Origin of the sequence: Halomonas sp. OfavH-34-E, from assembly GCF_024124525.1 — a bacterium.
GTDB classification, from domain to species: Bacteria; Pseudomonadota; Gammaproteobacteria; order Pseudomonadales; family Halomonadaceae; genus Halomonas; species Halomonas litopenaei.
Genome location: NZ_JAMXRY010000003.1, coordinates 82730 through 101950, shown reverse-complemented (window position 1 = coordinate 101950; position 19221 = coordinate 82730). Strand labels below are relative to the sequence as shown.

The window sequence follows — 19221 nt, the reverse complement described above, 5'->3', positions numbered from 1 at the left end:
CATCATCCGAGCCAACGAGGACCTCGCCATGCACTACAGAGAACACTTCTTTATCGATGGCCGCTGGCACACGCCCAGCGACAGCGAGCGCTTTGGCATCCTCGACCCTGCCACCGAGAATCTGTGCGCCTCGGTGCCAAGAGCGCACCGAGCGGATATCGACGCCGCCGTCGAGGCGGCGCGGCGCGCTCTGCCCGACTGGTCGGCGACCCCCGCCGGGCAACGGCGCGAGATACTTCTCGCCGTCGCCGACGAGATGCAAAGGCGCCACGCAGACCTGGTCGAGGCGCACGTCATCACCCTGGGCTGCCCGGTCCAGATCACACCCGCCATGCACGTGGATGGCCCCATCGAAGGCATGCGCTACTACGCCGAGCGGGTCTTGCGTTCCGAAGAGATCGAACGCCGCAATGGCGTCGCCATCGTCCGCGAGCCGGTCGGCGTGTGCGCGCTGATCAACCCCTGGAACTACCCACTGCATCAGCTGGTCGGCAAGCTGGCCCCGGCCCTGGCGGCAGGCTGTACCGTGGTCACCAAGCCGGCCGAACAGACACCGCTGCAGGACTTCATCATGGCCGAGATCTTTCACAGCGTCGGCCTCCCCGCCGGGGTCTTCAACCTGGTGACGGGCTCCGGCAGCGAGATCGGCCCTCTGCTGGCGAGCCATCCCGAGGTCGACATGGTGTCCTTCACCGGCTCCACCCGCGCCGGTATCGAGGTGGCCATCAACGCCGCCGCCGGGGTCAAGCGAGTGTGTCAGGAGCTGGGGGGCAAGTCGCCGCTGATCATCACCGCGGACGCGGACCTGCCCCGGGCGGTGCGCTTCGGGGTGGAAAACGTGATGGCCAACAGTGGTCAGACCTGCGATGCCTTCACCCGCATGCTGATACCACGTTCACGTCTGGCCGACGCCGAACGCATCGCCCTGACGGTCGCCCGGGAGCAGGTGGCAGGTGACCCGACGGACTCCGCCACCACCATGGGGCCGTTGGTGTCCCGACGCCAGCGCGACAGCGTACGCCAGCACATTCAGCAGGGTATCGCCGAGGGAGCGCGCTTGATGCTGGGTGGTACCGAGGCCCCTGAGGGGCTGGAGCAGGGCTACTATGTTCGCCCCACCCTCTTCAGCGACGTCAGCAACCACATGGCGATCGCACGCTCAGAAATCTTCGGCCCGGTGCTGTGCCTGATTCCCTACGACGACCTGGAACAGGCCATCGAGATCGCCAACGACACGCCCTATGGGCTGTCTTCCGCCGTCTACGCCGCCAGCGCCGAAGCCGCCCTGCCCATCGCCCGCCGGCTCAAGGCCGGCCAGTGCTACCTGCAAGGGGCGGACTTTTCCTTCGATGCCCCCTTCGGCGGCTACGGCCAATCCGGCAACGGTCGTGAATGGGGCGAAGAGGGCCTGGAGGAATATCTGGAAACCAAGGCCATTCTGGGGGGTTGAGGGCTTATCACTACGCCTCTCTCTGAAAAAGATCTGAACAAGACTTTGCTCAAACTTCTGACATTTGGTCAGGTTTCCACCCAATCGACTCCGTAGCCGTACATGCCAGCCATTAGCCGCCAGGATGATTGCCATCTCCTTCCATTACTGGCTCTCGCCAGTCGGCGGCTGATATCCCATGAACCACCAGCACGACCTCAGCTACAAACTGCTGTTCAGCGAACCTAGAGTCATTCGAGACCTCCTGACAGGCTTCATCAAGGAGGAATGGATAGCGCATCTCGACCTCGACTCACTGGAGAAGGTCAGCAGCAGCTTTGTCAGCGACGACCTGCGCGATCGGGAGTCCGACGTCATCTGGCGCGCACGCTTCGGCGATGACTGGATCTACGTCTATCTGTTGATCGAATTCCAGAGCACCATCGATCCCTTCATGGCGCTGCGCATCATGACCTACGTGGGCCTCCTGTATCAGGACCTGATCAAGCAGCAGAAGCTCTCGCCCCACGCCAGGTTGCCCCCGGTGCTGCCCGTCGTGCTCTACAATGGAGAGAAGCGTTGGAACGCCGCCGTCGACGTATCGGACCTCGTTCAGAGCGTGCCCAGGGAGCTGGAGCGATACCGCCCACGAATGCCCTATCTTCTGCTGGACGAAGGCGCCATCGTGGACTCGGAGCATTGGTCGCCAGAGGCACGCAACGTGGTAGCCGCCATATTTCGACTGGAACACCACCGTGGCACCAGGGAGGCGGTCGAACTGATCGGGTTGCTGGCAAGATGGCTCGAAGCGCCAGACCAGACTCGTCTGCGCCGTCACTTCGCCATCTGGATCAAGCGCGTGCTGCTGCCCAACTGGATACCCGAGAGCGAAGGAACCGAGTGGCAGAATCTCAACGAACTCAATGAGGTACACAACATGCTTGCCGAGCGTGCAAAACGATGGCCCGAGCAGTGGAAGCAACAGGGTCTTGAAGAAGGCCGCCAGGAAGGCCGCAAGCAAGGACGTCAGGAAGGACTGCAGGAGGGCGAACAAAAGGGCGAACAGAAAGGTGAACAGAAGGCTCGCCTGGAGGTCGCCCGCAACATGATCGAGCGGACTCAGCTGGACGACCAGACGGTGGCGGATCTGTCGGGGCTGGACATCGCGCAGGTGAGGACGCTGAGAGACGAACTCAAACGCTAGGTGTGAAAACCCGCCAGGTTGTTCACGGAACGGGCCAGCCGGCCAACGCGAGACTGATCATTCAGGAAGGCATGTGGTCGGTGCCAGTTGTCCTGATGAAGCCAGGCGCGCAGCTGCTGGCCTCACTCCTCCGAGCTCCGTAAAACCAGGGATAGGCCCACTCGCGCTTGAGAATACGTGCCACCGTGCTTTAGGCGCTGTCCGAAAAGTCGACGAGCGAAGGTTAGACAAGGCAAAAATCGGTGAGAAAGCGCAGTTTACGGGGTGTAAATGAGCATTTTGACCGGGCTGGCGCACCAGCCGATTTTTAACGCCGTATTACCGAGCGCAGGCACTTTTCAGACAAGCCCTAGCCAATCCCCAGCGCCTGGGCAATCTGCCAATAGGTCTAGCGTTGCCGGCGGCGCTCGGCGATCTGTTCCACCGGCGTTGCGTCTGATGCCAAAGCACTTCGAGCAGAGCGTGCGCGGACGCAGTTTCCGAGTACACCACCTTCAATGCGGTTTTTCCAAGAACCGAGGTTCATCCGCGACCCGACACCTAGCGCCTGTTGCGGCCCTTCCATGTATCCAGCCATCGGCGTAGACGGTGCCAACGGTAATTTACAGCTTCACCAGCACTATCGAGGCCACCTTCAACTTCCTCCATCACCGGGTCGAGATGGCGCCGCCTGAAGCGCACCCAGGCTCGCCATAAGAAAGCGACAGCGCTTCCCATCAGCACCAGAAAACCGTATGTAAACCAATTGAATGGCTTGTCATTCGGGCCTTCGACCGACTCAATCGAGACAGCATTAGGAAAGATGGAAAAGAATTGGTTGCGCCAACCGTAATGCATGATGGAAACCCATTGAGGATCCGCCCGTGTCGAAATCCGGTCACTGGCCTCCGTATAAAGATTTGCGGTATCGAACTTGAAGTAAGGTGGCCAGCTCCAGCCGGTATCCTCATTGCGATAGACGATCGCTTTACCACTGGGGAAAACTGCTTGTATGAACTGAACATCACGATTTTCCAGCGTATTGGTCAAATCATCCGGATCAGACCAAAAGATGCGCGTCCAATCGTTGATATCCTGTCGCTTCTCGTAGGTATCGACGATACGAACGACGTCATACTGGGGAAGGCTATAATGCATGACCGCTCCGACCATCAGCCAGAAAACACCCCAGAAACTCCACTTCACGATTGCCATTGACTGCCCCCTAGAAAAAATTGATAACAAACACCAAAACAGTCATCAACGTGACGGGAAAGATATAAATCAAGGATATCAATATAGGCCGCCAGCGGCGACGATACCGACGCGTCGATCTGCGCACAAAGACTCTCTCGTCACCCGCTGAAGAACGCCTTTCCCATTCATCTTCAAGCCCCTTGCGCCAACGAAAAAAAAGTAAATATTGACAATGATATAACAGATCGTCATAAGAACCATGACGACCAGGATCAGGCGAGCAAAAGCAATCACGCATTATTCCTTGTTACTGCCAAATAGCATGGCGCGAGCGGAGTCTTTATCGGAGATATACTCACGAACGATAGCATCGACGGAAAAATCTCTGACCTCACGCGGCCAGCTTCGGTAGCGGCGATAGAACTCATCCTTGTGACAGATGTAGAGCTGTAGAACGTCATTCGGAACCAGTTCCGCCAGCAGCATATTGACCAGATCCTTCACCGGCGTGTCAGCAGCACGAAGGGTGGCAAAGTAGGCGGGATGACTTATGCCGACCTTTGGCCTTGTTCCACCGGCCTCTGCCCACCGGACAATGGACGCCAGCCCTTCATACTCCATGGGTAGTGAGACACCACTGCGGGCCGCAAGACGACGTAGTCGAGACCCGGCATGTCCAGTTGAATCAACAGACTTTTTCGCCAACTCCAGACCAAGCATAAGGTCCAGCTTTCGGCGCAGGACAGCAACACCCTCATCGCCTGGAAACTTGACGACAGTCTCGACAAGCTCGTTGTCACTCAAAAAACGGGCCACATCACGTCGATCATCGAGCAGCATTACAAGCGCCGACGGCAGCTGGCGCCGGTACTTCTCTTCGCGCACGACAACACTCGGCTTCTCCATATCTTGAAAGATATACAGACCGCCAAACAAAGACGTCCAGAAATTCCTCTGCTCGAAGACAGCATGCTGGAGCTGGACCGGGTTCCGCGTGACATCACCAGTACAACGAGCAACATCGATCATTTCGTTGATCAGTTGTTCATTGAACCAGCCATCCTTCTCATCGTGGAAACGATCCACCAGCCTGGCAAGGTGGCCTGCCTTGGCAATGGTGCCATTCGTCGTGTCCGCAACCACCTTGATTTGACGAATATCGAAAAGGTCCCGGGGGCTCTCGACACTGAAAACAGAATTCTCCAATTCACCGGCTATGGCGTCGGTCGCTGTCAAGGCAAATAGTTGTCGTTCGTTCTCTCTGATAAATCGGTTCAAGATTTGTCGACTGGTGGAAAAATGGGCGTTGAGCAAGGGGCATCGGCCTTGTTCGTTACTCAATAGAATGAATTGACGATTGACTCCGCCATGATTCAAGTACTGATGATCACCCAACTCTGAACCAACTTCCGGGGAATACCCGGAAACATCAACATGAAACTCGGAAAGCTGGGTGGTCGCACCAGTCAGGTGCTCGAGTGCTCTGTTATAGCGATCCACCAACACAGGCGAGTCGACGTGGAAAAGATTGGAATACATCAGACCACTTTCGATCAGCCGCTGCATAGGATCACCCTCTGCCATCCTGGAAGCGACGCTGAGCTTCGTGACGACGTTCCATATCACGTACCAACGCATCAATCGCTGCTTCATCGGAGCTTCCTGCATAGCGAAACTCGCTGTCGGCGTAGCGATTGATTTCCTGAAGGACCATGTTTGAAGTGATCGGGACACGAAGCTCTGAAATCATCGCCTTCTTCGTTTCATAGTCCTTGGCCAGAAAGACATCCGGAACCTCCATCCACTCATCAGGTATATCGAAATCCATCGAGCGAACTTTAACCGCGTCGCTTATGTTTTTTATTGCGCGGCCGGTAAATCTCTCATCAACCTGTTGAATCTCCTTCAGATATGTCCCCAAAGCAGCAACTGAATCAATATCGCCGAATTTCTCGAAAACTCGTTCAAGAACCTCTTTCAGGCGTGGCTCAGCAGGCCTATTGTAGGAAGAAAAGGATTGAGCGATTGCTTGCTTTATGCTCTGAGAAGAATAGAGTTCGTGCTTTCCGAGTGGGATACCATGGTGACTGCCCAGCAAAAGATGCAGAATATCGATATAGTCCTCTCTGGTTTTTGGTCCATCAACCAGAAATCTGGCACCCGCCCGCTGGCGAAGAGCGTCGTCGACATTTTCCGGATAGTTCGAAAACATTCCGAAAGTACAATTCCCTCTTACCACGGTATTGGCGCCGGCAAATGCCTCCATCAACACGGCAGTCACCTCCTGCTGCCCGGCGGAGGACTGACGGTCACCGCGTTTTCCAGCAATCTGGTCGATATCATCAATAGTTCCAAATCCTATCACCGAAGGATCCATGACATGATGAATGAAGGCCTTGGCGTTCTGTCCCGACTTGCCTTGATAACTGTCAATATTGTCAACACCGAAGTTCTGGTAGCGGAAGGGGTAACCCGCCACTTGACAGTAGTCATGAATCAATCCCGCCATCATCTGGATCAGAGTGGTCTTGCCGGTGCCTGGTTTACCGTCCCCCATGAAGGTGAAGATAAAACCTCCCAGCTCGGCGAAGGGGTTCATGCGACGTTCAAAGTCGTACGCCATCACCATACGGGCAAGCCTCTGCGCCTGGTGCTTGGCGATATGATTTCCGATGACCTCTTCAGGTCGCTTGAACACCATGTTCAAATTACTGGATCCACCTCGACGCGCCGGCTCGAAACCTCTCAATGTGAGCCTATCTGCCTCTACTCTCCATACGCTGGCGGTGAAGGATCCCAGTCGCGGAGCGTTCTCTGCTCTTAGAACCACCTTCTCCAACAACTGTTCGGTCCAGGCAAGCAGGGCGGCAACAAGGTGAACGTCATCGCTGGCATGTAAAGCGACAATCTGATCCAGTTCCCACAAGACACCATGAAGAGCCAGTTGAGCGTTGTCAGTAACCAGTTCTTGTAACTCGCCCACCTCAACCTGTGTCTCGCTGCCATGATCGAGCAATAGCCATGCCAAGGCGTTGGCAAGAACATGGGTGGAGATCAGCGCCTCGGCGGCAAGCAGCTCCGTGAACTCGGTACGCCGCGATGAAGCCAGTGAGCCAGAGAGATTGGCCTGTTTAAGCTCCAGCAACCCATTGCGCTCGGCCCAGCATTCGCCAATCGCCAGAGCAATCGCGATGGATCGCCGGAGGCCATGCTGGACGGTCGCCTGGAGCGGAGACATCAATGGGTCTCCTCCTTTGCTTGTCGCTATCCGTTCGCCCAAGTGCACTCCATCCGGGCGCCCCGTGGAGCGTGTGGCGAGCCCCGGCGTGGTCGATCGAAGCCTGCGAGTACGACCTATACCTGGAGATATTTCTTTCTCGTCAAGCGTAAGCTGCTGCCGTGGGCGTGCGATACGGGGACTGTGATCAAAGCCCTCCAGCATCCTTTCAGCCGCAGCGTAGTGCCTCTGGATATCATCTTCGCGCAGTTCCATCTGATCGCTGTCAAGACTCATGAATCCCTCGCTACCGGGCCTTCCTGCCACGGTTATCTATTGTTGCTTCGCACCTCAGGACGGCGCCATCATCGTGTTATAAGTGCAGCACCTGTCCCGATGGGCTGACCACAAACTTCTGCACATCGGCAAACCCGGAGGGGGCCAGCTCAGCCAGAACCTGATACGGACGCTGAGGCAAAATGATGGAGCGTAACGTACGAGTAGCTCCGGAATGACCTGCACCATCAGAGAAGGGGTCCAGGGCAAAGATTTCGCGCTCGACCTTACTGAACCATCCACTACGTTCTTCTTGCGTCCCATCACTATCGAGCTCCTCCTGGGTCCAGGCCAAGGCCCAATCGTCCTCTCCCCCTGGACAGGCCTGCTCGAGAATCTGCCGCAACGGTCCGGCCTGCTCGGTATAGGAGGACGAGTACATGGGCCCAATGTGATAGCGGTGGAGCCGTTTTGGATGAACGTCATCGAAGTCCGCATCCAACCCACGGGCAATGGTCAGCAATGTCAGTCCAGCAAGGGACTGGGCCATCAGGTGAGCCTGGACAGCTGGCCAACGGTATTCGTCTTTTGGCAGAGGGGCAGAACCACTGTCATCGACCTCCATCAAGTAGATGACAGGTAGATTGACCTGGCTGTCGTAGACAGCCCAATGGATGAAAAAACGCCTTCGCCCACCGTCACTGTCCAGCATCTCGCACTGAGGGTCATTTTGAATCCAGAAAAGAGCGCCTCGAGAGATTTGCTCGTAATAGAGTCGCTGGGACATGGCATACTGAAGTCGGGTAGGCGAACGGCACTCACCAAGGATGGTGCGAATCATCTGAGCCTTGAGTTCGCGTGTACTTGGCATATTTGTCAGATGGCGTGAAGCTTGCTGAGCGTCATTAGCCATACGCATCAACTCGCTGGCGACCGGAAAGCCACTCTCGCGTCTGTCCACGGTGAGGCTACCGAGACTACGGGAGGGGGTTTGCCCCACCATCAAATACTTGGTGCTCAACGCGTCAAAGGTAAAATCAAGGCGCTTCAGATAATCCGTCAGTGCTCTTGCATCTATGCGGTTCAGTTGATCGCTGGCATGCATGGCTGCCGCCACTCTCTCGAGCCGCTGGAGGATCTCGCTGAATCTCCGAAAGTAATGACGCGAAGCATACACGTCAGCTAACTCAAGATGATCACAATCTGACGAATCCATCGCACCCTCTTTTCGGCGAGTACCGGCTAGCACATCATTTTCATTCAACGATGACATCATTCACCGAATGATCGCCCCCAGAAGGAAGCTGGTATAGAACCTCTACCTATCACGTCTCGAGTGATGGGGAACCTGCCCCTCAACGCCCATACAGATTCTTGTCATGTTTCTCGACGATCTTTGAAAATCTTCGAGCAAAGCGCTCGTCAGCGCGGGCCTTTTTCTCCAAGACGTCTCTTGCATACACCATCTGGCCTTCATGTGCTTCGAGCATATCGGCCATGCGCTGGTTGGTTGCACTGCCGATGCCCGCCATCGCAGTCTGAGCTTCCTGGTCTGTCTGCGAGCCAATTTCGTTGATCCTGTGCGCTACGTCCTGCTGCTGAGCCGTCTTCAACGACTTACTCAGGGCGTCATATAGCACAACTCTTTGCTGAGTATCTGTCTGGAGCTTGTTGATCAGCACCTTTTGAGTCGCTGCCTGATTCTGAAGACTGTCCAACCAGGTTTTCCCCTTCTCGATGTAGCGCTCGAGCGTTTGCGAGCGGGAGATGCTGACCTGCTCATCCTGGACCAGCGCGTTGTAGCGTGTATTCGTGTCTGCAAGCTCGGTTTCCAGGCGAGTACGCTGTGCTGCATCCTGCTCCACGGATATCTTGCTCTCCAGATCGATGAGCTGTGGGTCAAGTGCCTCTATTTCGGCTCTCAGCGACTCAAGCTCTGCTACCGCTGCCTCTCTATCACCCAGCGATCGTTCCAGATTCTTCTGGACCTTTTCCTGCTGGCTCTCGAGCTCCTGTAATTGGCCATCCAGAAGTTTTACGATGATGTCGGATTTGGCGATAAGGTCCTGCAGCTTTTCGTCTATGCTTGCGCTCCTCATTCGCTCCTGACGCATGGACTCAGCCTTTCCCTTACCAAAGATTCCGACGAACTTCTCCATACTGGACTTGTTGCGCATTTCGTCAAAATCTTTGGAAAATCCGGCTGTAGTGTCATCAAGCCCCATGATCAACTCTGCGATATTGGCGTTCATGGTCTCGGTGTGGGCATGAACGTCATCCAAGGTAGCAACTTCGATGTTGAAGCCTACTGAGTCTCCTGCATCTGCGCGGGCACGAGCGGCTTCAACACTGGCAGTGACCTCGGCAATTTTTCGCTGCGACTCTTTTACCTTGTTGCTCGATTCTTCAATCATGGTATCGAAATGGGATTTCTTCATTTTTTCGATATTTCCCTGTGATCTGTCCGGATAAAAGGCATCTAGCGCGACCCAAATCCTAACCTTGACTGCGCCTATACCGCTTTTGAGTTATACAGCAACCAAAACGCCACATTTTTTCGAGAAAACCATGTGTCCTGTGATATACCTGCACACCTTCAGTCAGGACGACTTTCTCTCCCATCCTATTCCCACGTCTTGAATAAAAGTACACGTAAACTTTGCAATATCAGCGATACCTTCTTCAAAGCATCGCCTAATCCCGGATGTGGCAAACCTGTAAGATTTCACCCATAAACATACAAAAAACACATGATTTACCATCATGACTGACCATTGCCAACTGCCACACACAACAACAATGATTCGTGAATGGTGAGCGGGAACCAGAAGAGACAAACAAACATCAGGTCAATCTCGCCACCAAGAACAATGCGCCATCGAGAAAGCCATACAACTTCATGATGTGGATCAAGAAGTAAAACCATCTCCTACAGCCTAACCAGGGCAATCAATGCTCAATATCGAGTCCTCCTGATAGGCTTCATCTACAATGGAGAGAAACGTTGGAACGCCGCCGTCGACGTATCGGACCTCGTTCAAAGCGTGCCCAGGGAGCTGGAGCGATACCGCCCACGAATGCCCTATCTTCTGCTGGACGGAGGCGCCATCGTGGACTCAGAGCACTGGTCGCCAGAGGCCCGCAGCGTGGTGGCCGCCATATTTCGTCTGGAACACCACCGAGGCTCCAGGGAGGCGGTCGAACTGATCGGGCTACTGGCAAGACGGCTCGAAGCGCCGGACCAGACTCGTCTGCGCCGTCACTTCGCCATCTGGATCAAGCGCGTGCTGCTGCCCAATTGGATACCCGAGAGCGAAGGAACCGAGTGGCAGAATCTTAACGAACTCAATGAGGTACACAACATGCTGGCCGAGCGTGCAAAACGATGGTCCGAGCAGTGGAAGCAACAGGGTCTTGAAGAAGGCCTCAAGCAAGGACGTGAGGAAGGCCGCAAGGAAGGACGTGAGGAAGGCCGCAAGGAAGGACGTGAGGAAGGCCGCAAGCAAGGACGTCAGGAAGGCCTGCTGGAAAGCGAACAGAAGGGCGAACAGAAGGCTCGTCTGGAGGTCGCCCGCAACATGATCGAGCGGACTCAGCTAGATGACCAGACGGTGGCGGATCTGTCGGGGCTGGACATCGCGCAGGTCAGGACGCTGAGAGACGAACTCAAGCGCTAGGGCTTGTACGAAAAGTGCCTGCGCAGGTGCCGAACGCCTGAAGTACACCCGCGCTGCCGGGCACGACACCATGATTCACCCACGCACAAAAAAACCGCCTCGATGGGCGGTTTTGATGTTGCAGCAAGTCGTTGATCCATAACCATCTTTTAGATGGTGCCGGCACCAGGAGTCGAACCCGGGACCTACTGATTACAAGTCACACCACCAAAAACCGTTAAAAATCAGTGCATTACGCCTGGCGTAAGGCTTCGTGAAATGCGTATAGGGACAGCCTGGGAGATCAGGAGTTATCACCAGCATCACACGGCATCATCGAGTAGCTATTGAAGAGGACGAGGCCCCAGCTGTCAACCTGCATCAGGGCGGACTAATTCAGACGATCGTATAATGCAGGTGAGTTGACGGGTTGTGCGGCCACCCCTGATGTCTCTACCTGATGCCAAAAGCCCTTCGCCACTCCCTGGGACTCACGCGGAAACGTTGCTGGAAGTGCTGTCTGAGCGAGGTCGCCGTGTTAAAGCCACTGCACTCTGCCACCTGGTCGATCGGCAAGGTCGTAGTTTCCAGCAGCTCACAGCTTCGCCTCAGGCGCTCGTTGATCAACCACTCCCCCACCGTCATGCCAGTGGCGCGGTGAAAGTGGCGGGTGAAGGAGCGACGACTCATGTTGGTGCGAGCGGCCAGTGCATCGATGCTGTGCGATTCCGCCAAGTGTGTGCGCAGGTAGTCGAGCAGTAGGTTGATCTGGGAGTCTTGGGTGGAGGCGGCCATCGGCTGCTCGATAAACTGCGCCTGCCCTCCCTCCCGGTGGGGCGGCACCACCAGCAGCCGGGCCAGTTGGTTAGCGACCCGAGCCCCATGGTACTCGCGCACCAGGAACAGGCAGCAGTCCAGCCCGGCGGCCGTCCCAGCAGAGGTCACCAGGCGATCGTCTTCCACATAGAGGGCATTGGTATCCAGCGCGATGGCGGGGAATCGGTGGCTGAAATCTTCCTCGGCCAGCCAGTGGGTCGAGGCCCGCCGACCATCCAGCAGCCCCGCATAGGCCAGGGCATAGGCCCCATAGCAGAGCCCTACCACATGGGCGCCCCTCTCATGGCAGCGTACCAGGGCCTCGAGCAACTCCGGCGCCGGTGGCTCACCCAGGTCGTGCCAGCCGGGAACCACAGCGATATCCACCTTCTCCAGCAGCTCAAGACCACCATCGGGACGCACCGTCATGGCTCGCTCGGCTTCTAGCTGTTGTCCCGTCGGTGCCACGATGCACAGATCGAACAGGGGTCCCTCGGGGGACGGCGTGCCAAATACCATATAGGGTACCGAGAAATGGAAGGGGCTGAAGTGCGGATAGAGAATCAGCCCCACGCGGGGAAGCGACATAATGCCTCTCTTGGCCCAATTCTTTCGATTATTGTCTCCTGGGCCGATTATCTGGCCAAGCAGATTCTCCTACAGTGTGCTCCATCCAACACCATACGCGGAGAACCTCGATGTCATTCAAGACGCTTGTCAGCCCCCTGCTTCTGGCCGCCGCCCTCGCCAGCGGCGCGTCCTACGCCGCACCGCTAGCAGAGGACACAACCCTGCAGGTGCAACATATCCGCAATGCCACGGTGAAGATCACCTATGGTGAGACCACCTTCCTGATCGATCCCATGCTGGCCGAAAAGGGTGCCTATCCCGGCTTCGATGGCACCTATCGCAGTGAGCTACGCAACCCCCTGGTGGAGTTGCCGATGTCAGTGCAGGAGGTGATCGATGGCGTAGACGCGGTCATCGTCACTCACACCCACCTGGATCACTGGGATGATGCTGCCCAGGCCCTGCTGCCCAAGGATATCCCGCTGTTCGCCCAACACCAGTCCGATGCCGAACTGATTCGCTCACAAGGCTTCGAGGACGTGCGAGTCCTGGATGGCACTGCCGAGTTCGGCGGGGTCGATCTACACCGCACTGGCGGCCAGCACGGCTCCGACGCCATCTATTCCGTCCCCGAGCTTGCGGAGGCACTCGGCGAAATAATGGGCGTGGTCTTCGAGGCACCAGACAGCCAGACCACCTATGTGGTCGGGGATACGGTCTGGCGTGACGAGGTCGACCAGGCGCTAGAGCGCTACCTGCCCGAGGTAATCGTGCTGAATGCTGGTGCAGCCGAATTCACCGGCTTCGAGAACGACCCGATCATCATGGGCAAGGAAGACACTCTGCGCGCCTATCAAGCGGCTCCAAATGCCACCATCATCGCGGTGCATATGGACGCGGTGAATCACATGACCCTGACCCGTGAGGAACTGGGTGAGTACGTGGAAGATAATGACATTGCAGATCGCGTGCTTATTCCTGCCGACGGCGAAGTTGTGTCGTTCTAGCCAGCCATCGGAACAAGAGAAGCTCTCGTCCAACATATCGGTAGGTTTCCACCCAGCCCCTGGCAGCACCAGGGGCTGGGTTAAAGTACAAGGCAGGCCTTGACATCAAGTGCCCTAGACACGCCCCTCGATGGCGCTGCGCAGGCTGCCGATATCGACCTCGACATACTCCAGCGTCGTGCTGATGTTGCTGTGGCCAAGCAGCGCCTTGACGATGTGTAGGTTGCGGTCCGGTTCCTTCATCAACTCAGTGCCCAGGGTATGCCGGAATCGGTGTGGACTCATCTGGTAGCCGCAAATCTGTGAGAGCTTCTGATAGAAGCTCTCCACCTGCCAGGAGTCCATCGTCTCCATTCGGTGCCGAACGCTGAATCGGTTCACATTGAAGAGCTGCTCGCCACGCTGGATACCCACCATCTTGGCCGAGTTCATCAAGTTCTCTAGGTGCGGGTAGAGAGCATTGGAGATAGGGACAAAGTGTTCGCGGTTGTTCTTGGCCCCCTGCCAGGTAGCGGTGAGCACGCGACTTTTAAGGTTGATATCCTCAGGCTTCATCAGCAACAGCTGAGTCAGACGGATGCCCGTATGGTAGAACGTCTCGAACACGATCTCCCAAAACCAGACAGGGTGAAGTACTGAGGGCTTTTTTCGGTACCACTCCATCTTTTTATACAGGCCAATAGCTTCACGTGCCATTTCGACCTGCCGCTTGCTAAGGGTCTTCTTTCTCTTTTTGGGAGAGCTGACCTCCATCTTGGCAAAAGGATTGAACGAGATGTCGATCAAGGCGTGATCGATCGCATGCTTGAAGAGGATTCGGTTGTGCCGGCAGTAGTTATTCCAACTTGAGTGTGCGAGGTTTCTACCCTCCTCCGAGAAGCAGAACTCCCTCCACTCCCTGACATCATCACGGGTCACCTCCGCAGGCAGCTTATCCTGGCCCACGAACCTCCGGAATAGCTTCACCGGAACGCTATAGGAAATGCGACTTCTTTCGGTCAGCCAGCGCTCAGAAAAATAGGATTGCAGCAAGTCATCAAAGGTAAATGTTTTCATTCTTCAGGCTTCCCATCAATCAGGTCAATAAAGGGGTTATCAAAAACCTCCTTACCCTCCTCCATCAGGTCATCCTTACCCACAAGATACCCAGAAAGCGTGCTCGACTTCTTGTTTGGACCGACCACCCTTACCTTGTGAAAACTTCCGCCATCCTTGTTTTTCTTGTGCAGCTTCAGCTTCTGGAATGAATCCTGAACTTCTTTCCAGCCTTTCTCTTCTCCGCTCACCTCCTGACAATAGCGCTTGAACACCTTGGGGCTGACCACCATCAACATCCCATCCACGGCATGCACCAGAGCCTTGGAGTCGTTCATCAAAATCTTGTGGGTTTTCAACCCGCCTCGCAGCCAGGCGAGAAACTCTTCCCCGGATGACGACTGTCCAGGCGATGCCTGACCCGTAAGGTTCTCGACATCCTCATCAGGATTACGACTTGGCTGCGGCTCCAAATCTGGCGCTTCTTTCTCATCGCCGCCTGTTGCAATATCAAGAATGGAGGCTTCCAGATCATCCTGGATTTCCTCAGTGCGACTCGACTCAGCCATCTCACTTGAAGTTTCTGGAGTTGCAGGCTTGTCACCTGGCTCCTGATCTTTACGATGTTGCCTAGCTGGCTGACTACCTTCACCACTCTCACCGACGTCAATGATCTCGACACTCCCCGAGAAAATCTCAGGCTCCTCATCACCGCTCCAAACGAGCGATTTATGAACCTTGAGCATGGAAAGATTGGTCTGCCACTCTCCCACCTCGACCCTGCACTTCCAGACCGAACGCCCCTCCGGGTTCTCTATAATCAGGCCATGGGACTGCATTTCGTCATAGAGGCGAGACTCATTGGATGGCACGCCATCGATGCCATGGGAAAGGAGGTAGCTCTTGATTTCTCGTGGCACCAGCGGCGTCACTAGCCACAGCGCCTCGGGAGTGACAAACCCCTGAGCGCCTTTTTCATTCAGGCGGATCTTTTCTGTCACGATGTGGCGAATAGCACCTTTGAGCTTGCTCTGCAGGGATTCCCGGGGTGCCTTGTCGATATTGGAAACCTTGCCACCCAACGACTTGGCCACGCTAGCCCTGTCAGCCTGACTGACAATCTCACCGACAACCCCGGAGCGCTCCGAGTGGCCACTGATCGCGTACATCACCAGGCCAAACAGCTCCGGCTGGCTTTTCAACCACTCAAGCCCGGCATTGCCCATCACCTCCTTGCACAAGAGGGGGTTGGCCGCAGCGTGAAGGAAGTAGTCTCGCCCCTTGATATAGCGAACGCGATACTGGTCGGGAATGATGCCCTCCCACAGGCACCACCTTCGGCCGGATTTCAGGTGTATATCGACGTCGACGATGACCTTGGCGATATCGTGTAGCAAGCAAGCATAGATGACCGCCACGCTCCACAGCTCACCGGTAGAGGACTGCTTTTCGGGCGACTTTTTCGGAGGGAGTAGGTGCTGTCGTCGGATCCTGAGGCCAAACACACAGGTCTCGAGGCCGTGATCCAGCATTCCACCCGGGTAGCTATGGTGGTGTGATTCCGAGGCTGGCAGCAGCTGGACACGCTCTGCGTATCGTTGCAGAGGCTCTTTGACGTAGGCCTCAAACACCGGTGCAGTCAGCGATGTGCTTTCCTGAATCGCTCTGATCAGCTGCTGTCGATAGGGCGTGGCTAGAAGCTCAGCGCCGGTACGCGGGCTTTCCCATCCGGCGTCATCCTGGACGCTGTCGCTGTCGGTCGCGCTGCGGCGGCCGCGTAGAATGTTGAGAATCCGCAATGCTCGCTCCTCTGGATGCAGTCCGTGCATCACAACGCTGGGCCTTGACGGGCACCAGCAGAAACGTTAAATGCGATGAGAGAGGTTTACTCCGGGGCACTCCTTGCCCTGGTGCAATAGCTATGGGATGCAAACCAAGCGCAGATGATTGTATTGATCAGGAAATTTATTTCATTGAGAACATCCGCATATACTTTCTGAGAAGATTCTTAATTTATCTGTATCACCTAACTTACAACCAAAGTCGCATCAGTGAGTTACTCCCTACTGCAGCCACAAAAAGCCCCCTCCGAAGAGGGGGCATAGGTTGGGTATCGATCAGCTGACCAGCTGTCTGGCCAGGGCCATCTCCACGGAGTCTCCGTCCGTATTGAGGGCATCCAGGTCCGACTCGGGCACGTCTCCCGACGTGCTCTGGGCCACGGCGATCTTCTTGGCCATCAGCGACAGGCAGGCGATCTGCGACGATCCGGCATAGCCGAGGTAGAGCACCTTCACCGGCTGCCGCTGGCCGATCCGCCAGGAGCGGCGGGCGGCTTGCTGCAGGGTGTAGACGTTCCAGCCCGTCTGCATGAAGACGATGGTGGGGAAGTCCAGCAGGTCGAGCCCGGTCTTCACCAGGTCCGGATTGGTGATCAGCACGTCGACACCGCGGTCGACCTGATCGGCAATCCAGTCCTCGCGTCTCTGGGTCTCCACGCTGGAGCGCAGCACCGCGACCTTGAAGCCGGCCTGGGTGAGCACCGCCTTGAGTCGGCTGCTGGTATCGCGCTTGCCGGTGTAGGTCGTGTAGACCAGCACCTTGCGACCCTCCGCCTTCTCTCGCCGGCAGATCTCCACCAGCTCGCGCTCCTTGGGCATCGGCTGCTGCTCGCCGTAGAGGCTCTTCACGAACGCCAGCAGGCTGCCCGAGCGCGGATGCTTGGCCGTCTCCGGTCGGAAGCAGCAGTCCGGCCAGGCCAGCAGCGCATTGAGCACCACGCCCAGCAGGGTGGTGTCCTTGCGTGCCAACGCCTGTCTGAGCTCAGCGGTCAGTTGACCCTCGAGCCGCCGGTAGGCAAAGGCCTGCTCGTCGTCCATCGGCACTTCGATGAACTCTTCATCGTAGGGCGGCAACACGTTGCCACCGATGTCCTTGAGCTTGAGGAAGACGGTGAAGGGCAGCACGTAGCGCATGATCCCCTTGGGGCCGAAGCCCGGGGCCTTGACGGTGCGCACCGACAGCTTCTTGCCTCGCGCTGTCTTGTGCGACTCGCCATCGCGCTCGGTGTAGATGTCCTTCAACACCCCGTGGTCACGCAGGAACGACATGGCCGCAGGCCCCATCGATCCGCGCCCGTTGGGGCGATAGCCGTCTTCGAGCATCTTCGGCGTGAGGATGCGGAACAGCAGGTGGAACAGGTCGTCGGCATAGCCGCCCATCAGGGTGCCGGTCAGCAGCAGCGACTTGCGCGCCTTGGCTGCCAGCACGCCCATGGCCTGGCCCTGGGCCGACCCGGCGTTCTTGTATTCATGGCCCTCGTCCACGATCAGCAGATCGAAGGTGTGATCCGGCAGCTGCCGCTTGATGAACTCGGTCGGCTGATAGCCGCCTTCACCGAAACCGAACTCCATAGCGGCCATGGCCCGCTCCATACGGGCCGCCTGTCGGTCGGAGAACACCAGCTCCCCGTTCTCATCCATGAGGTTGATGAACTCGTGGATGTTGTCACCCAGCAGCGTGGCCAGGAATTCCTCGCCAAACTGCTGCACCAGGCGCTCCGAGGAGACCTTGCCGATGGTAGGCAGCTTGCGCAGCGCCTTGAGCACCAGGTCGCGCTGCAGGCTGCCCGTCGCCCGCTGCGGCCGCATCAGCGTCCAGAGAGGGCTGTGACAGTGCCGGCACTTGTGGCGCCGCTCCTCACGGAGAAACTGCGACAGCGATACCGCTTCGTTGTCGCAGTCGACCACCGTGTCGCCACACTGAGGACAGGCCGCCAGCTCGCCGCCCGGCACGCGCTTGCGAGCGGCAACGGGTCGCCAGTGGAAGCCCATGCGCATGCGCACACGCCCCAGGATGAAGAACTCCGGCCGCCCATCGGACGGCTGGCCCAGGGCCTCACGGAGCTTGAGCAGCTTGACCAGGGTATCCGGGCCGTTCAGCACCCAGACCCTGGCCTGATTGACTGTCTCCAGGATCTCCCGCCGCCACTTGTAGACCAGGTGGGGCGGTGCGATCACCAAGAAACGCCGATAGCCTTCGCCGTGACAGACCGCCGCGGTGGCGATGGCCATCATGGTCTTGCCGGTGCCCATCTCGGCGTTGATGATGCCCGCCGGCTCGTGCCGATCGAGCAGCAGCGCCGAGATGGCCTGGACCACCTCGGCCTGCTCGGGGAAAGGCGCCCGCTTGAGGGCATCCATGATGGCCTGACGACGAGGGTTGGCCTCGCCGTCATAGACCGGGGGATGGGAGCGGTTGAGCGAGGCCAGCAGGCCATCGCCAAATTCCTCCACGAAGGCGTTGAGGTCCACCTGAGGCCCGAAGACCTCGCCAGACTGCGCCATGCCGGCCGGCGCCGGCAGCTGAGTGATGTCGTTCATGTCCGTCTCCTTGTTCACAAGAAAACGGCGGACACTCCCCTCCCCTGGCGGGTTGGAAAGGCCCGCCGTGGGGAATGGCGCCCGGGGCGCCGGTCAGTAGTCGTCTGGCAGCAACAGCGTGGTGGCGCTGCGGTCCGCCTCGGTGATGATCCAGACCGTGAGCGACTCACCGATCCGGTAGGACGAGAGCAGCCTGTCACCGTGAACCAGGGCCTGCTCGTTGCTCTGGCGGTCCTCCTCAGGCACGTCACCCCAGTCGCCGGTGACGTGTCGTCGGAGCAGCGCCATGGGCGAGACCTCGCCCTGCTCCACCAACTCGTTGACGGCCCGGGTCATCACCACTCGCCCCACCTCGAAGCGGCGTGGATCCGGCCTCGCGGCACGTTCGGCGACCCGGTTGAGCGGCTCAGGGGCATCGCCTGCCTCGGCGTCTGCCATCTGATCACCCTCTTC

At 57.3% G+C, this 19221-nt stretch carries 15 protein-coding genes; 4 read left to right on the top strand and 11 right to left on the bottom strand.

The genetic code is table 11. The features are described from left to right. The first annotated feature begins 28 nt into the window (after window positions 1-28). Together NH448_RS02380 and NH448_RS02375 are read left to right on the top strand one after the other, a co-directional pair. A complete protein-coding gene (locus NH448_RS02380) occupies window positions 29-1450 on the top strand; it encodes an aldehyde dehydrogenase family protein (protein ID WP_045992603.1) in 1422 nt (473 codons plus the stop codon). A gap of 178 nt (window positions 1451-1628) precedes the next feature. Next, complete coding sequence (locus NH448_RS02375; protein ID WP_045992602.1) at window positions 1629-2633, top strand: Rpn family recombination-promoting nuclease/putative transposase; 1005 nt, start codon at window positions 1629-1631, stop codon at window positions 2631-2633. A gap of 540 nt (window positions 2634-3173) precedes the next feature. Here NH448_RS02375 and NH448_RS02370 read toward each other — a convergent pair. From NH448_RS02370 to NH448_RS02345, 6 genes are all read right to left on the bottom strand, one after another. Next, window positions 3174-3827 (bottom strand): DUF1523 family protein, encoded by a 654-nt coding sequence (locus tag NH448_RS02370; RefSeq protein ID WP_045994036.1) that lies wholly within the window; start codon window positions 3825-3827, stop codon window positions 3174-3176. A gap of 78 nt (window positions 3828-3905) precedes the next feature. Then, window positions 3906-4103, bottom strand: coding sequence for a hypothetical protein (locus NH448_RS02365; RefSeq protein WP_253028375.1), 198 nt, complete (start codon window positions 4101-4103; stop codon window positions 3906-3908). Between the two features lie 3 nt (window positions 4104-4106). After that, window positions 4107-5462, bottom strand: coding sequence for a DUF6638 family protein (locus NH448_RS02360; RefSeq protein ID WP_162197840.1), 1356 nt, complete (start codon window positions 5460-5462; stop codon window positions 4107-4109). Beyond that, a complete protein-coding gene (locus NH448_RS02355; protein WP_253028374.1) occupies window positions 5380-7323 on the bottom strand; it encodes an AAA family ATPase in 1944 nt (647 codons plus the stop codon). Before NH448_RS02355 ends, NH448_RS02360 begins: the two co-directional genes overlap by 83 nt. Before the next feature lie 76 nt (window positions 7324-7399). Continuing rightward, complete coding sequence (locus NH448_RS02350; protein ID WP_045994474.1) at window positions 7400-8518, bottom strand: hypothetical protein; 1119 nt, start codon at window positions 8516-8518, stop codon at window positions 7400-7402. Window positions 8519-8657: 139 nt separating this feature from the next. Further along, complete coding sequence (locus NH448_RS02345; RefSeq protein ID WP_253028373.1) at window positions 8658-9740, bottom strand: hypothetical protein; 1083 nt, start codon at window positions 9738-9740, stop codon at window positions 8658-8660. 639 nt (window positions 9741-10379) lie between these two features. Here NH448_RS02345 and NH448_RS02340 point away from each other — a divergent pair. Then, window positions 10380-10979, top strand: coding sequence for a hypothetical protein (locus NH448_RS02340; RefSeq protein WP_253028372.1), 600 nt, complete (start codon window positions 10380-10382; stop codon window positions 10977-10979). A 432-nt stretch (window positions 10980-11411) separates the two neighbouring features. On the opposite strand, the gene NH448_RS02335 is transcribed toward NH448_RS02340, so the two are convergent. Continuing rightward, window positions 11412-12362, bottom strand: a complete 951-nt coding sequence (locus NH448_RS02335; protein ID WP_045994472.1) for a helix-turn-helix domain-containing protein — start codon at window positions 12360-12362, stop codon at window positions 11412-11414. Window positions 12363-12472: 110 nt separating this feature from the next. On the opposite strand from NH448_RS02335, the gene NH448_RS02330 reads away from it, so the two are divergent. Beyond that, the gene (locus NH448_RS02330) at window positions 12473-13351 is read left to right on the top strand and encodes an MBL fold metallo-hydrolase (RefSeq protein WP_045994471.1); all 879 of its coding nucleotides are present in this window, start codon (window positions 12473-12475) and stop codon (window positions 13349-13351) included. A 114-nt stretch (window positions 13352-13465) separates the two neighbouring features. On the opposite strand, the gene NH448_RS02325 is transcribed toward NH448_RS02330, so the two are convergent. The 4 genes from NH448_RS02325 to NH448_RS02310 form a co-directional block, all read right to left on the bottom strand. After that, on the bottom strand, window positions 13466-14407 hold the full coding sequence (locus NH448_RS02325; RefSeq protein ID WP_045994470.1) for a site-specific integrase: 942 nt from the start codon (window positions 14405-14407) through the stop codon (window positions 13466-13468). Next, the gene (mobH, locus tag NH448_RS02320) at window positions 14404-16185 is read right to left on the bottom strand and encodes a MobH family relaxase (RefSeq protein WP_045994469.1); all 1782 of its coding nucleotides are present in this window, start codon (window positions 16183-16185) and stop codon (window positions 14404-14406) included. Before mobH ends, NH448_RS02325 begins: the two co-directional genes overlap by 4 nt. Window positions 16186-16503: 318 nt before the next feature. Continuing rightward, complete coding sequence (locus NH448_RS02315) at window positions 16504-18732, bottom strand: DEAD/DEAH box helicase (protein ID WP_366077392.1); 2229 nt, start codon at window positions 18730-18732, stop codon at window positions 16504-16506. A 129-nt stretch (window positions 18733-18861) separates the two neighbouring features. Beyond that, a complete protein-coding gene (locus NH448_RS02310; protein WP_204248990.1) occupies window positions 18862-19104 on the bottom strand; it encodes a plasmid related protein in 243 nt (80 codons plus the stop codon). Between the last annotated feature and the right edge of the window lie 117 nt (window positions 19105-19221).